The organism is Pseudomonas putida group bacterium ESBL64 (genome assembly GCF_045277175.1).
Lineage (GTDB): Bacteria > Pseudomonadota > Gammaproteobacteria > Pseudomonadales > Pseudomonadaceae > Aquipseudomonas > Aquipseudomonas alloputida.
This window is the reverse complement of the sequence record NZ_CP145799.1, coordinates 4,856,623-4,871,589: the sequence shown is the minus strand read 5'-3', so window position 1 is coordinate 4,871,589 and position 14,967 is coordinate 4,856,623. Positions and strand designations below refer to the sequence as shown.

The 14,967-nt window shown below is 63.9% G+C and carries 13 protein-coding genes; 3 read left to right on the top strand and 10 right to left on the bottom strand.

The annotated features are described in order from the left end of the window. Window positions 1-10 precede the first annotated feature (10 nt). From V6093_RS22100 to V6093_RS22090, 3 genes are read right to left on the bottom strand one after another with little or no spacing between them, the layout of a single operon-like run. Window positions 11-211 carry a DUF1656 domain-containing protein gene (locus V6093_RS22100; RefSeq protein WP_003251718.1) on the bottom strand — a complete coding sequence of 67 codons (201 nt, stop codon included), beginning with the start codon at window positions 209-211 and terminating at the stop codon, window positions 11-13. Next, entirely contained in the window at window positions 201-2,378 is a 2,178-nt protein-coding gene (locus V6093_RS22095; protein WP_003251716.1) for an FUSC family protein, read from the bottom strand. Before V6093_RS22095 ends, V6093_RS22100 begins: the two co-directional genes overlap by 11 nt. Then, the gene (locus V6093_RS22090) at window positions 2,375-3,904 is read right to left on the bottom strand and encodes an efflux transporter outer membrane subunit (protein WP_014859913.1); all 1,530 of its coding nucleotides are present in this window, start codon (window positions 3,902-3,904) and stop codon (window positions 2,375-2,377) included. The genes V6093_RS22095 and V6093_RS22090 overlap by 4 nt, the downstream gene beginning before the upstream one ends. A gap of 191 nt (window positions 3,905-4,095) precedes the next feature. Here V6093_RS22090 and V6093_RS22085 point away from each other — a divergent pair, with 191 nt between their 5' ends. Both V6093_RS22085 and V6093_RS22080 read left to right on the top strand, forming a co-directional pair. Further along, window positions 4,096-5,043 (top strand): LysR family transcriptional regulator, encoded by a 948-nt coding sequence (locus V6093_RS22085; protein ID WP_003251712.1) that lies wholly within the window; start codon window positions 4,096-4,098, stop codon window positions 5,041-5,043. 173 nt (window positions 5,044-5,216) lie between these two features. After that, complete coding sequence (locus V6093_RS22080) at window positions 5,217-6,191, top strand: D-glycerate dehydrogenase (RefSeq protein ID WP_003251708.1); 975 nt, start codon at window positions 5,217-5,219, stop codon at window positions 6,189-6,191. Between the two features lie 213 nt (window positions 6,192-6,404). Here the strand turns inward: V6093_RS22080 and V6093_RS22075 are convergent, their stop codons facing one another. Continuing rightward, window positions 6,405-7,307: a DMT family transporter gene (locus V6093_RS22075; protein ID WP_047604373.1), complete on the bottom strand. Its 903-nt coding sequence runs from the start codon at window positions 7,305-7,307 to the stop codon at window positions 6,405-6,407. 185 nt (window positions 7,308-7,492) lie between these two features. Between V6093_RS22075 and V6093_RS22070 the strand changes: the two genes are divergently transcribed. Continuing rightward, entirely contained in the window at window positions 7,493-8,368 is an 876-nt protein-coding gene (locus V6093_RS22070; RefSeq protein ID WP_047604372.1) for a helix-turn-helix domain-containing protein, read from the top strand. 29 nt (window positions 8,369-8,397) lie between these two features. Here the strand turns inward: V6093_RS22070 and V6093_RS22065 are convergent, their stop codons facing one another. The 6 genes from V6093_RS22065 to V6093_RS22040 form a co-directional block, all read right to left on the bottom strand. Next, window positions 8,398-10,788 (bottom strand): TonB-dependent siderophore receptor, encoded by a 2,391-nt coding sequence (locus tag V6093_RS22065; protein WP_108078942.1) that lies wholly within the window; start codon window positions 10,786-10,788, stop codon window positions 8,398-8,400. A 198-nt stretch (window positions 10,789-10,986) separates the two neighbouring features. Continuing rightward, window positions 10,987-11,967 (bottom strand): FecR domain-containing protein, encoded by a 981-nt coding sequence (locus V6093_RS22060; protein ID WP_265978961.1) that lies wholly within the window; start codon window positions 11,965-11,967, stop codon window positions 10,987-10,989. Further along, complete coding sequence (locus tag V6093_RS22055; protein ID WP_014859905.1) at window positions 11,964-12,539, bottom strand: RNA polymerase sigma factor; 576 nt, start codon at window positions 12,537-12,539, stop codon at window positions 11,964-11,966. Before V6093_RS22055 ends, V6093_RS22060 begins: the two co-directional genes overlap by 4 nt. Before the next feature lie 5 nt (window positions 12,540-12,544). Further along, window positions 12,545-12,871 carry a DUF3325 domain-containing protein gene (locus V6093_RS22050; protein ID WP_004575362.1) on the bottom strand — a complete coding sequence of 109 codons (327 nt, stop codon included), beginning with the start codon at window positions 12,869-12,871 and terminating at the stop codon, window positions 12,545-12,547. Then, complete coding sequence (locus V6093_RS22045; protein ID WP_047604366.1) at window positions 12,871-14,448, bottom strand: PepSY domain-containing protein; 1,578 nt, start codon at window positions 14,446-14,448, stop codon at window positions 12,871-12,873. The genes V6093_RS22050 and V6093_RS22045 overlap by 1 nt, the downstream gene beginning before the upstream one ends. Then, window positions 14,445-14,750: a DUF3649 domain-containing protein gene (locus V6093_RS22040; RefSeq protein WP_003251691.1), complete on the bottom strand. Its 306-nt coding sequence runs from the start codon at window positions 14,748-14,750 to the stop codon at window positions 14,445-14,447. Before V6093_RS22040 ends, V6093_RS22045 begins: the two co-directional genes overlap by 4 nt. Window positions 14,751-14,967 lie beyond the last annotated feature (217 nt).

Here is a 14,967-nt window from a genome sequence, read left to right as displayed (position 1 = left end):
CGAAGGATTCTCACCAGTAGACAGACAGCGCCATGGCGCCGAACAAGCAGACGAACAGGCTCAGGCGCAGCAACGCCGGGTGCCAGAAGAAGCGGTAGCCATCATGGCTGGCAATGAACCGGTCCAGGCCCCAGGCCAGGCCCAGGGCAAACAGGAACATCAAGGTCATGGTGGGCATGTACACGCCATGGAAGGCGATCTCACGGGGCATGGTGCAGTCCTTTCGCCGGTGCCAGTGGCGACTGTGGGTCCAGCAGGGAAGTACGGATGAAGTGCAGGTAGCTTTGCACGCGGCGCAGCACCGAGGTGTCGAAGTGCCGGGCGAATGGCTCGTCGGTGGCCTGCACGCGGGCGATGGCGTGGTCCACTGCCACCAGTGCGCGTTCGTGGTTGCTGGCGCTGGGCTGCAGGAACAGCCGGGTCAGCGCACGGCCCATGACACGGATTGCCTGGCGCCACGGCTGCGACTCGGCATAGGCCGGGTGCACCGGGGCGCGGGCTTGCTCCTTGCGCAGCTCGATGACGGCGTGGCCGATCTCCAGCACGGTGAACATCCAGCCCATCAGCTGGCTCTGCACCTGCGGCTTGCCGGCCGCCAGGCCATAGGCCTGGTGCAGCAGGTCGCGGGTGCGGCTTTCGAAGGCCGAGCCCAGGCCGCGCAGGCGGCCGCTGATCGCGAACAGCACCTGCTCGCGCAACGCCTGCTCAAGGCGGCTCCACAACCAGCGGCTGTTGGGCGGCAGGATGATCGCCCCGGCGGCGGCACAGACGAACATGCCGATCACCATGCCGATGTAGTCGTTGATGAAGGTGTACGGGTCATAAACGGTGAGGTTGTTCGGCACCGAGCCAATCGCGAAGAACACCAGCAGGCCGATGCCATAACCGGCGTAGGCAGGGCGCGACGAAAGAAACGCGCCCAGCACGAACACAGGCGCCAGCACCATGCACAGCAGCGGAAAACCGTCGATCCAGGGGAACACGAAGAAGGTTTCGAAGAAGCCGACAAAAGCGCCGATGGCCGTGCCGCAAGCCATCTGGAACGACATGCGCTTGGGGTTGGGTGACGCCGCCGAAAGGCATACGGTGACCGTGGCGATCAGGGTCATCATGGCGCCACTGGGCCAATCGCTGAGCAGCCAGTAACTGCCCAGCAGCAACAGCACTGCCGAGGCGCGCACACCGGCCGCCAGCGATACCAACCAGCTGGTCTGCGCCACGTAGGGCTCGTCCCACTGCTCGCGCTCGTGCTTGTGCGCGGCCAGCGAGGCATGGGTTTCGGCGTAGCTCAACATCTCGTCGACGAAGCGGTACAGCAGCTCGAACGCGGTGTGGAAATCGAGCAGGTCGGATTCGCTGGGGTCCGTTGCCAGGTACTCAGCCCGCAGCCCCCGCACCTGGGCCTGCAGGCCTTCCTTGTAGGCGGCCAGCTCCAGGGTCAGGCGCAGCGCATCGGCGTCAGTCAACGCCCGGCCCACATAGGGCTGCAGCAACTCCACCAAGGTGTTCAGGCCCGGTTCGATGGCACTGACGATCTGCAGCGGGCCACGGGCACGCAGGCGCTCCAGCAAGCGGTGCAAGGCATTGAAGCGGGTGGTGATGGCCATGAACTCGCTGTTCATGCGCACCAGCCGGCCACTGCGACGGCGCATGTGCGGGTCTTCGAAAGCGGTGACGTTGCGCAGGCTCTCGAGGCCCACGGCCTCTGCCACGAAGCGCACGTTGCTGCTCTCGAAGCGGTCCTTTTGACTGTCGCCACGCAGGGCCTCGACCACCACCCCGGCAAACACGCCAAAGCGCTGGTACAGGGCGTTGCGCATTGCGGCGCTGGCCGACTGCGGCAGGATCGCGGCACTGACGAAGGTCGACACCAGAATACCCAGGGCGATTTCCAGCGCCCGCCATACCGCTGCCATGAACGCCTGGTCGGGGTGTTGCAGCACCGGCAGGCCGATCATCGCTGCGGTGTAGCCAGCCAGCACGAAACCATAGGCGCGGAAGGTGCGGTAGCGCATGGCACCGGCTGAGCACAGGCCCACCCACAGGGCCAGGCTGGGCAGAAACAGCTCGGTGTTCTGCGGGAAGATGGCGATCAGCGCCACCATCATCGCCGAGCCGGCCAGGGTGCCCAGCACCCGGTAGAAGCTCTTGGCGAACACATGCCCGCTTTGCGGCTGCATGACGATGAACACGGTGATCATGGCCGTGCGCGGTTGCGGCAGCTCCAGGCGCATGGCCAACCACAAGGTAATGAACGCGGCGGCCAGCACCTTGAAAATGTACACCCAGGTCACGCCGTCGGTGCGCGCCCAGGCAAAGAAGCCCCGGCGCCATTCCAGGCTTTGCAGCCAGCGCACGGGCAAACTGGAAGTGCTCATTCGGCGTTATCCGGCTTCTTGTCGAAAATGGCCAGGGTGGCCGGGGTCTTCGGCGCTGCCTGGCGTTCCTCTTTCGGCGCATCCTGACCGGCCTGCAGGCCACCACCCAGGGCGGTGACCAGCTCGGCATGGGCAATCAGGCGGGCGGCCTGCACCTGCTGCTGCACCTGCTGCTGGCGGAACAGCAAGGTCTGCGCGTTGAGTACGTTCAGGTAGTCGGTAAGGCCGCGCTGGAACGCGACCATGGCGATGTCGTAGGTTTTCTGCGCGGCAGCAACCGATTCGGCGGCGAAGTGCGACTGTTCTTTCATCGACTCGCGGCGGATCAACTGGTCGGAGATGTTCTTCAGTGCACCAACCACGGTCTGGTTGTAGCGGGCCACCGCCACGTCATACCCCGCCGAGGCCACGCCCAGTTCTGAGCGCAGGCGCCCACCGTCAAAGATCGGCAAGCTGATGGCCGGGCCGACGTTGTAGTTGAACTTGCGCCCGGTCAGGAATTCCAGCGGGCCACCGCCGGTGGCCATGAAGCCCAGGCTGCCGACCAGGTCGACGTTGGGGAAGAAGCCGGCGTGAGCGACGTCGATGCCACGCGCCTGGGCAGCCACCTGCCAGCGGCTGGCAACCACATCAGGCCGCTGGCCAACCAGTTCGGCGGGCAGGTTCGAAGGCAGTTTCAGCGGCGCGGCCAAGGCCAGGGCCGGGCGCTGCAACTGCGCGCCTTCCCCCGGGCCCTTGCCGGCCAGTGCGGCCAGCTGGTTGCGGGTCAGGGCAATTTCTTCGTCGAGGCTGTCGAGCTGACGGTGGGTTTCCGGCAGCGGCGCTTCGGCCTGGCTGACTTCGAAATGGGTGCCGATACCGGCATCCAGGCGACGCTTGGCCAGGGCCAGGATCTGCTCCTGCTGTTCCAGTTCAGCCTTGACGATATCGCGCTGGGCAAAATGCAGGCTCAGCTGGATGTAGGCACGCACCACATTGTTCTGCAGTTCCAGCTGCGCCTGACGGGCTTCGGCCACGCTCATGTGCGCCTGGTCCACGGCCTGCTCGCTGGCATTGCGCTCGCGCCCCCACAGGTCAAGGGCGTAGCTGAAACCGATGGCGGCGTTGTTGTCCCAGGTGTTGGCACCCGACAATGCGCCGGGGCCATAAAACTGGTCTTCAGGCCAGTTGTGGCGCTTGAGCGTTGCCTGGCCGTTGGCCTGGAGCTTTTCCGCCGACTCGACCACACCGGCCATGGCCTTGGCTTCGCGCACCCGCGCAGCGGCCATGGCCAGGCTTGGGCTACCGGCCACGGCCAGGGTAACCCAGCGGTCCAGCTGTGGGTCACCATAGGCGTGCCACCACTGCTGGTCGGGCCAGTGAGCGTCGGTCGCGGCTTCGCGAATGGCCGCGTCGGTGGTCAAGGTATTGGCTTGCAGCGTCTTGCTTTGCGGGGCAATGCCCCAGGTTCCGATACAGCCGCTCAAGGTGAGGGCAAGGGCACAGGCACTGAACGCCTTGAGCGTTCTGATGATGCGACGCGGCACAGCTGCGATTTCCCGAGGAAGAGGTGAAGGGGCCGGGCAATTCTAGGGGGCGGCAGCACTGGCGATAAGCACAGATTCCTGCGAATCTTTGTTACCAAAACAGCGATAATCCGCCTTTGGTCGAAGGCAACTTTTTCTCTTTTCTAAGTTACTTCGTGACACAATTTTGTCCTCTACCTCGAGAGTGACCCATGGACACCCTGCAAAACATGCGTGCTTTCAGTTGCGTAGCCCAACTCGGCAGCTTCACTGCCGCTGCGGCGCAACTGGATACGACCACCGCGAACGTGTCGCGGGCGGTCTCCAATCTGGAAGCCCATCTGCAAACAAGGCTGCTCAACCGTACCACCCGCCGCATTGCGCTGACCGAAGCCGGCAAGCGCTACCTGATGCGTTGCGAACAGATTCTTACCTACGTCGAAGAAGCCGAGGCCGAAGCCAGCGACGCCCATGCGCGCCCGGCCGGGCAGTTGAAGGTGCATTCGATGACCGGGGTCGGCCAGCACTTCGTGGTCGATGCCATCGCCCGCTACCGCGAAACGCACCCGGACGTGACCTTCGATTTGACCATGGCCAACCGCGTGCCCGATCTGCTCGACGAGGGTTATGACGTCTCCATCGTGCTGGCCACCGAACTGCCCGACTCAGGGTTCGTTTCGCAGCGCCTGGGCATCACCTACAGCATTGTCTGTGCCTCGCCCGCCTACATCGCCCAGCATGGCGTGGCGCACAAGCCTGCCGACCTGCTCAAGCACGCCTGCCTGCGCATGGTCAGCCCGGTCATACCGCTGGAGAAATGGCTGTTCGATGGCCCGGAAGGCCAAGAGATGGTCAACATCACCAGTTCGCCGTTCATGGTGAACACCGCCGATGCCATGAAGACTGCGATCCGCAGTGGCATGGGCGTAGGCGTGCTGCCGATCTATTCGGCTATCGAGGGCCTGCGGGACGGTAGCCTGGTACGGGTGCTGCCGGAGTATCGCCTGCAGGAGCTGAACCTGTATGCCATCTATCCATCGCGGCAGTATTTGGATGCCAAGATCAAGACCTGGGTCGAGTACCTGCGCAACTCGCTGCCAGAGATTCTTGCCGCGCATGAGGCAGACCTGAAAACCCATCAGGTGCTGATCGCCAACTAAAAAGCTGCTGCATTGCGGGGGCTGACAATGGTAGGTTGCTAACCATTGATTTCGCCTGTTCCGCCCCTTTCGCGGGCAAGCCCGTTCCTGCAAGGCACCGCGCCCCTGTAGGCGCGGGCTTGCCCGCGAAGAGGCCGGCACAGCCCCACCCCGCCTAGCAGAGAAGTTGCCCGATGAAAAAGACCGTCCTGGCCTTCAGCCGTATCACCCCGGCCATGGCCGAGCGCCTGCAGCAAGACTTCAACGTGATTCTGCCCAACCCCAAGCTCGGCGACATCAACGCCCAGTTCAACGAAGCCCTGCCTGAAGCCCATGGTCTGATCGGCGTTGGCCGCAAGCTCGGCCGGGCGCAGCTTGAAGGCGCGGCCAGGCTGGAGGTGGTGTCCAGCGTGTCGGTCGGCTATGACAACTACGACCTCGACTACTTCAACGAGCGCGGCATCGCCCTGACCAACACCCCCGACGTGCTGACCGAAAGCACCGCCGACCTGGGCTTCTCGCTGATCATGGGCTGCGCCCGGCGCACCGCCGAGCTAGATGCCTGGACCAAGGCCGGCAACTGGCAGGCCACCGTGGGCCCGGCCCACTTCGGCAGCGATGTGCATGGCAAGACCCTGGGTATCGTCGGCATGGGCAACATTGGTGCAGCAGTGGCACGCCGTGGCCGCTTTGGCTTCAACATGCCGATCCTGTACAGCGGCAACAGCCGCAAGACCGCACTGGAGCAGGAACTGGGCGCGCAGTTCCGCAGCCTGGATCAGTTGCTGGCCGAAGCCGACTTCGTGGTGATCGTGGTGCCGCTGTCTGATGCCACCCGCAAGCTGATTAGCAGCCGCGAGCTGAAGCTGATGAAGCCGAGTGCGTTCCTGATCAACATTGCCCGTGGGCCGGTGGTGGATGAGGCGGCGCTGATCGAGGCGCTGCAGGCGGGCACCATTCGCGGCGCAGGCCTGGATGTGTACGAGAAAGAACCGCTGAGCGACTCGCCGCTGTTCAAGCTGCCCAATGCGCTGACCTTGCCGCACATTGGCTCGGCCACTGCCGAAACCCGTGAGGCCATGGCCAACCGGGCGATCGACAACCTGCGTGCGGCGCTGCTGGGCGAGCGGCCGCGGGACCTGGTGAACCCGCAGGTGTGGAAGGGTTGACCGTTTTGGAGTGCCTGGGCCGGCCTCTTCGCGGGTAAACCCGCTCCTACAATTTGGAATGCCTGTGCTGGCCCCTTCGTGGGTAAACCCGCGCCTACAATTTGGAATGCCTGTGCTGGCCTCTTCGCGGGTAAACCCGTGCCTACAAAGGGTGTGCACTGCCCTGTAGGAGCGGGTTTACCCGCGAAAGGGCCGGCCCAGGCAACCCATCACCTATTTGGCTACCACAACACCCCCAGCCACCCTGGCCCGGGGCTTGCGAAACACCAGCACATTCCCCGCCATCACCGCCACCAAGCCGAGCAAGGCCGGCGCCGTCCATTGGTAACCCTCAGCCACCGCCGACACATTCAACGCCACCAACGGGAACAGCACCGTGCAGTAAGCTGCCCGCTCCGGGCCCATGCGCCCGACCAACGTCAGGTAGGCAGTGAAGGCAATCACCGACCCCGGCACCACCAGGTACAGCAGCGAACCGATATAGCGCGCATTCCACTCCATGCTGAACGGCACGCCGCTGACCACACAGAACACCGCCAGCATCACCGCCCCATAGACCATGCCCCAGGCATTGGTGGTCATCGGCTTGAGGCCGGCCTTCTGCTGCATGCTCGACAGCAGGTTGCCCGCCGAGAAGCACAGCGTGCCGAACAGGGCTAAACCAAGGCCGTACAGGGTTTCTCGGCTGGCTGCGTGATGCGACAGCTCCGGCCAGAACAGCAGGCCAAGGCCAAGCAGGCCCAAGGCACCACCGCCAAGCACATTGCTGGCGATTTTCTGGCCGAAGAAAATGCGAGCGTTAAGCGCGTTCCACAGTGTGGCGGTGGAGAACACCACCGCGATCAGGCCGCTGGCGATCCACTGGCTGGCGCTGAGGAAGCAGATGAAGTTGACGCAGAACAGGCACAGGCCCTGGGCCAGGCAGATCTGGTGGCCACGGCGGTTCATGGGTTGCAGCCGGCGCGTAAGCAACAGGAAAGCAAACAGGATCAGCCCGGCCAGGGCGAAGCGGTAGACGATCGACACCGGGATCGCGACCACGCCTAACTGGAGTTTCAGGGCGATCCAGGTGGTGCCCCAGATCAGGACGGTGAGCAGGTAGAGTGACAGGTTCATGGTGGCGGTTCCTTGGGCCTTTGGAAATCGGTGCCCGGCGCTTCGCGGGTAAACCCGCTCCTACAGGGATCACCAGTGTTCTTTCGATCAGCCTCTGCCTGCTTGCACGAACTTGCGCTTTTCTTGCGCCGGTAGCTGTCACTCGATCCAGGGCGCAGTAGGATGGCAGGCAAGAGGACCCGCCAATGACGCCACTCACCCAGTTGCAAGTGTTCAACGCCATGCATGCCTCGCCCAACGCCAGGCTGGAGCTGAGCGCGCACCTGGGCGACGGACTGGCGGCGGCGTTGTGGAGCAACCGTGACGATGCGCGCGACTACCAGGCGCCTAGCCATCACACCCTGTCGTGCTACATCGCCGACGGCACCGGCACCTTCCGCCGCCAGCGCCCGGCCGACAAAGGTGCGCCCGACAAGCTGTGCGTGATGCCGGCCGGGCAGGAATCGAACTGGGTCGTCAATGGCGCGATCCGCCTGGCACACCTGTATGTCAGCGAGGCGCAGTTCGCCCTGGGCTGTGTACGCCTGCTCGACCGGGAACCGCGCGAGCTGCAACTGCAGGAAGCGACCTTTCTGGACGACCCGCAGCAGGCTGGCCGCTTTCGTCAATTGATCCAGCTGGACTGGGACGAGCCCGGCGAGCGCCTGCTGGCCAGCAGCCTGGCGCACGAGATCGTTGACCATGCGCTGCTCAGCCAGGTCGGGTTGCGCCAAGGCCTGCGCCTGAAAGGCGGGCTGGCGCCAAACCTGCGCCGACAGCTGGTCGACTACCTCGAGGCACACCTGGACCAGCCCATCACCCTGGAAGAGCTGGCGCTGCGCTGCAATCTGTCCGAATACCACTTTGCGCGCATGTTCCGCGCCAGTTTCGGGCTCCCGCCGCACCAGTATCTGCTGGCCCGGCGGCTGCACCGGGCGTGCCAGTTGTTGCGGCTGGGAGTAATGCCGCTGGGGGAGATTGCCTTGTTGTGTGGGTTTGCCAGTGCCAGCCATTTCAGCAACCGGTTTCGCCAAACCCTGGGGGCCACACCTGGCGAATACCGCAAGGCCTTTTTCATCTGAAACCGGGGCCGCTCTGCGGCCCCATTTGCCTAGAACTCGAAGGTGCTCGACAAACTGACCTGCCGCGCATCGCCAATCGCCACAAAGTACTGGTTCACCGCCGAGCTGTAATACACCTTGTCGAACAGGTTCTTCACGTTCAGTTGCAGGCGCACGTTGTGTTCGTCGAGTTTGGTTTCATAAGTGGCAAACGCATCGGCAACGGTATAGCTCGGCAGGTCGAAGGTATTGGTCGCGTTACCCGAACGCTCGCCCACATAACGGGCGCCGGCACCGAAGCGCAGCCGGTCCCCCCCAAACAGGCTGCCAAAGTCATACACCGCCGACAGCGAGCCGCTGTGGCGGGCCACGTTCTGCAGGCGGTTGCCCTCAAGATCAGGGTCCTTGGTGACCTTGGCATCGGTCAGTGCATAGCTGCCGATCAGGCTCCAGCGCTCGCTGAGCTGGCCGGTCACGTCGAGTTCTACACCGCGTGAACTGACCTCACCCGCATTGCTGTAGACCGTCTCGCTTGTGACGGCGTCAAAGTTCGAGACCAGTACATTGCGCTTGGTGATATCGAACAACGCCAGGGTGCCCGTGATGCGGCCTGGCATGTCGAGCTTGGCGCCCAGCTCCCACGCCTTGCCCTCCTCAGGTGCTACCGAGGAATCGAGCACGACATTGCCGGTCAGCGGCGCAATGGTCGAGTTGGGCTTGAACGACTCGCTGTAGCTGCCATAGAACGAGAGCTGGTCGTCGACTTTGTAAACGATACCGGCGTGGGGCACCCAGGCCTGGCCACTGATGTCGGTATTGGCCTTGAACGGGCGACCGCGGCCAGCGTACTGGTCGTACTGCTGGAAACGCGCACCTGCAACAAGGATCCAGTGCTCATCGAGGTGCAGCGCGTCCTGCACGAACAGCGCATCGGTGCGCAGCTTGTCGGTCTGGTCGCTGTCGCTGGCTCGCACGTTGGTGCCCTCCACTTCCTGTCCGTAGACCGGGTCCAGATAACTGAACGTGGACTGTGGCGTCTGGCGAATCAGGTCACCGCGAAAGATCTTGCGGTCTTCATGGTCGATGCCGAACAGCAGGTCATGCTGCATCCCCGCCAGCTCGACATTGCCATTGAGACTCAGGGTCACGAACTGGTCACGGCTCATGGCGTTGTGGGTGCCGTCGATGCTGCGTGTCAGCGTGCCTTGGGTTTCGTTGACGCCGGTCACGCGAACCTGGCTGGCATCGTAGGTCTCACGATTGAAGCTGTAGCCGAAGTGCAGCTTCCAGTCATCGGCCAGCTGATGGTCGACTTCCAGGCGATACAGGTCGGAGCGCCCTTCCATGTCGTTGAACGGCTCGTCCAGGCGGCGCGTGGCAGGGATGTTCAGCGGGTGGCCGTTATTGCCGAACGCGGTGCCACGGTCGAAGGGATAGAGAAACTCACGGTGCTCGTAGGCCAGCACCACCTGGGTGTCTTCGCCCAGCCAAGCCAGCGACGGTGCCACCAGCGATTCGCGGTGCACACCGTAGTTGCGCCAGTAGTCCTCGTCTTCGTGGTCGACGACCAGGCGGTAGGCGAAGTTGCTGTCACCCAGTGCGCCCGTGCTGTCGAGCCCGCCACCGCTGCCGTTCTTGCCGCTGCCATAGGTCGAGCCGCGCACCGTCAGGGCGTTGTACTGCTGCAACTGCGGACGCTTGCTGACCACGTTGATGACCCCACCTGGGTCCTGGATACCGTACAGCAGCGAGGCAGGCCCCTTGAGCACTTCAACCCGCTCGGTGCTGGCATTGAGGTTGCGACCCTGCACCACGGGCATGCCATCGCGCATGATCGAGCCGTCGCGGTTGTCGCCAAAGCCACGTTTCATCACCGTGTCGGATGTGCCGCCGAAGTTGTTGCCCTGGGTAATGCCGCTGACGTTGGCCAGGGCATCATCGAGGTTGCGCGGGGCCTGGTCGCGGATGACCTGGGCCGGTACCACGTTGATTGCCTGGGGGATGTCCTGGTTCGGGCCCTGCCCGCGCATGATCGAAGCGCTGGCGGGGGGCTGGTAGCTGTAGTCGTCCAGTTGCGAGGTCACGGTGGTGGCCTGCAGGCTGAGGGCACCGGAAGTGTCTGCAGGTTCGAGGGTCAGGGTACGTGCGTCGACGCGGCGCCAGGCCAGCCCAGCGTTGCCCAGCAGTTGTTGCAGCGCTTGCTCGGCGCTGAACCGACCCTTCAGCGCTGGCGCTTGCACGCCCGGCAGCTCGAGGGTGTAGACCACGCTCTGGCCAGTGGTGCGGCTGAAGGCGTTCAGGGCCTGGGCCAAGGGTTGGGCCGGCTGGGCGAAGGCATAGGCCTGCAGCTGCTCGGCCGCGCTTGCCAAGGGGGCGACAGCGAAGGCCGGGAGCGCAGCAAGGCCGAACCAGAGAGGGACGCAACGCGGGGAGAACTTCATGGACGCTGACCTGTGAGGGGTGATTATTGCGAATCAATCGCACTTTCACTCATTACACGGATGCCACGTGCTGTTACCTCACCTGTGCCTGGAAATATTTTTTGCTGTGCCGGCCTCTTCGCGGGTGAACCCGCTCCTACAGGGGGGCGCGCAACGCTGTAGGGGCGGGGTTACCCGTGAAGAGGCTGGCACAGGCAACTACCGAATCAGGGTCAAACGCCCCAACACGGTCTGCCGTGAAAAACCCATCACCTTGCCCAGCGAATCCAGCGCCAGCAGCGGCTCGGCCACCGGGAAGCTGCCGCTGACCTTGCGCTGCCCCAGGTCACCATCGAGCAACAGGATACGCCCCGGGTAATATCGCCCAAGGTCTTCGATCACCTGCGCCAGCGGCACCTGGTAATAGTTCAGCCACCCCTGGCGCCAGGCCAGGCGGTTGTCACTGTCCACCGCCAGGGTGTCGCCTACCCTGCCTGCGCGGTAGGTCAGCTGCTGGTTGGCAGTCAGTTCTCGCGCCACAGTGCCCTGCGCGGGGCTGACGCCCACACGCCCACTGCGCACCGTCACCTGGGCACCCTCGCCTTGCTCACGCACCTCGAACTGGGTGCCAAGTACCCGCACTTCGCCGCCGGCAGCTTCCACCAGGAACGGCTCACCGGTATGGGTAACCTCGAAGAACGCCGCGCCATGCAACAACCGCACACGGCGCTCACCCTGGGCGAAATCGACCGCAATGGCGCTACCTGCATCAAGCGTCACCTGTGACTGGTCGGCCAAGGTCACCTGGCGAATCTGCCCGGCACTGCTGTAGTCCGCCTGCAGGTCCTGCAACCAGTACCCCGGGTGCCAACCACCAGCGACGCCCACGGCCAGCACCAGGCAGGCTGCCAACGCCAGCCCTGCCACCCGCCGCCACCCGCCACCAGCCGGCGGTCTGGCCATGGCATCGAGGTAGCGCTGCAGGGCGTCCTGTTCTTCGTCCGCCAGCCGCGCCGCCGGGGCGGCGCTTTTCTGCCACAGCACCTGGGCCTGTTCATAAGCTGCGCGGTGCGCGGGGTCGGCCAGCAACCAGCGCTTGAATGCCGCCCCCTCGGCTTGCCCGGGTTGCTCGTTGATCCGGTTGAACCATTGCAGGGCAGCCTGAAACTGCGCTTCGGTGATCGGCGGTAAACGGCTCATCGACGGGCGCTCCCTGGCCGGCGTGGGGTGGACGCGGGCTCGGCAACACTCGCCTTGCACGCTTCAAGGGCGCGCATCATATGCTTTTCCACGGCGCTCTGTGACAGCTGCATGGCTTTGGCGATCTCGCTGTACTTGCAGCCGTGAATGCGGTTGAGCAGGAAGATCTGCCGGGTGCGTTCGGGCAAGGCACGCAAGGTGGCCTCGATACGCTGCAAGTCGTGGTCGACCTCCACGGCCTGCTCAGGGGCCTGGGCCAGGCTCGCCTCGCTTACCGGCACAGCCGCTTCGGCCACGCGTTCGCGGCTACTCTCGCTGCGCAGGTGGTCTATGGCCAGGTTGCCCGCGCAACGCAGCAGGTAAGTGTCCAGCGCCTCGACCTTGACCTCGGGGCGACGCCAGAAACGCAGGAACAGCTCTTGGACCAAGTCCGAAGCGGTGGCGCGGCAGCCGACCCGACGGCTTACCAACGCCTCCATACGCGCACGCTGGGCCTGGAACACCTGGACGAAACGTGCACGCGCGCCTGCGCTGTCAGCGTCAGGTTCGATGATATCCCTCGGCTCGCTCACAGGGATCACGCAGCAGATACGGCCAGCATGGGGCCCAGCACCACGCTGACGGCAGCCAGGCCCAGCAGCAGACGAGGCTGGTACGGCAGGCCGAACACCCACAGTGTTACCCCGGCCATCATCACTGCGGTCCACTCCACCAGGCCGAGGGCCCAGCCACGCAGGTACACGCTGAGCACCAGCGACAGCATCAGCAGCAGCCAACCTGCAACACGTAACAGGAGCAAGTGCCTGGGGCTCGGCTTGCGCCCGAGCAAGTCGCTGAAGTGCTTTTCCATCGCCAGGCACAGGGCAACGAAGCCCGCAAAGGCAATCAGTGCGTTACCCAGCATCAGCTCACCTCCACCGTTTCAATGCTCGACTTTTTTGTCGCACGCGCCGCGCGCTTGGCTACGGGGGTTGGGCTGGCCAGCATCTTGTGGGCCAGCCAGGCCAGAAACAGGCCAGTCCCCAGGGCTGTCAGATCGAAGCCGGCCATGGCCCAGTCACCCTCCAGTACCGAATGGTTCAAGCCCCGGTCAGTCGTCAGGCCATTGAGCAACGGCAGCAGGGAGAAGGCCAGCGCGCCCAGCGCCAGTTGCTCGCCCCAGGCCTTGCGCCCGCTACGCAGCACGGCGTGCACCAGCGACAGGCCCCAGGCGATGAAGAAAGCATTCACCTCCCAGTCGGCCCGGCCTTCGACAGCCATGGGCACCAGGCGGTTGGCCCAGAAGAAGCTCGCCACCGCCAGCAACAAGCCACTCATGCTGGCCATATTGAGCACTTCGACCAGGCGCAGCTCCCCTGGCACAGCTCCGCTCTTGGCGTGCTTGAGCTGGCGCTTGCCCAACCACATCACCAACCCGGTACCAATCACCGCCGTACCGGCCACACCAAAGAAGAAATACAGCCAGCGCAGCCAAGGCCCGGCAAAGTTACCCATGTGCAGGCCGGCGAAACTGAAGGCGGTCATCATTAAACCGCTCTCCGGCTTGCCCTGGCTCAACAGCGCACCACTGGCCCCATCGAATGTCCAGTTGGCGCTACGCCGATAAGCCACGTGGTCGGCTGCCGATTGGGTGAAGGTGACGCGGGCATTGCTGTCGCCCGGGTTTTGCACCTGGATGCTGCCAACACGCGCCCCCGGCTGCAGCGCCTGCACCTTGGCGTACAGGCTCGGCAGCGCTACCAGCGGCGTGGCCACCTGGGCCGCCTTGGGCGCATCGTTGCGGCCAAACAGGTCGTTGAAGTACTTGTCGGTGTCATTGCCGTAGCTGGCCATGATGCCCGCCGGCATCACCATGTACATGAACAGCACCAGGCTGCTGTAGCTGATCATCAGGTGGAACGGCAGCACCAGCACGCCGATGGCATTGTGCCCGTCCAGCCAGGAACGCTGCCCCTTGCCAGGGCGGAAGGTGAAGAACTCCTTGAAGATCTTCTTGTGGGTAATGATGCCGGTGACCAACCCCAGCAGCATGATGAAAGCGCAGAACGTCGAGAGCCAACGGCCAACCGGGTAAGGCATCTGAAGCTGGAAGTGGAAGCGGTAGAAGAACTCACCACCGCGGCTGTCACGTGCGTCCACCGGCTGGCCGGTCTGGGTATCGAGGGTTTTCCTGACAAAGCCACGCGGGCCGCCACTGGGGTCGCGGTAGCCCACACTCAAGGCGGCCTCCCGTTCGTTCGGCATGCGAATGAACCAGGTACTCGAATGCCCTGCATTGTCCTGCAGGTAACGTTGAGCTACCGCCAGGCTATTGATCGGGTCCAGGGCATGGCTGCGCACTTCAGGCTGTGACCAATGAGTGATTTCTTCCTTGAAGTACGACAGCGTGCCGGTAAGGAAGATGGCGAACAACAGCCAGCCGAAGATCAGGCCGGTCCAGGTGTGCAGCCAGGCCATGGCCTGGCGGAAGCCTTCTTTCATGCGTTTTTCATCCAGTAGGCAACGCCGCTGATCACGCCCAGCAGCAGGCTTGGCGCCAATACGCCCAACCAGGCACGCCAGGCGCTGCGGCAGGCGAAACACCAGATGAACGCCAGCAGGTAGAAGACGAACGACAGCAGCAGGCCGGTGAGCGTGGCATCGACCTTGGGCAGTGGCGCCAGCAAGGCAATACAGACGCTCGCGAGGGACGCCAGCAGATAGCCGCCCAGCAGCGCGGCCAGGCTACGGGATGTCACGGCCAGGCGATAGCTGAGCGGGAGGCCGGCGGTTTTGCGCGTCATGGCGAGGTCCGGGCGTTCTTGGGGCTGCAATAATAATGATTTCAATTCTCATAAGCAAAGCCCAGCCCCTCTACCCATTTGGCCGTACGAGCCACGCGTCACGGTAAGCCCATTTGCAACAAGAAATTTATTTTCAAAAAGGGCTTGAATTCATTCCGCAGTTGCCTGACCTTAGAGTCAAGAGGCGCAGAAATTCCAAGGGTCTCAAGGGCCTAGG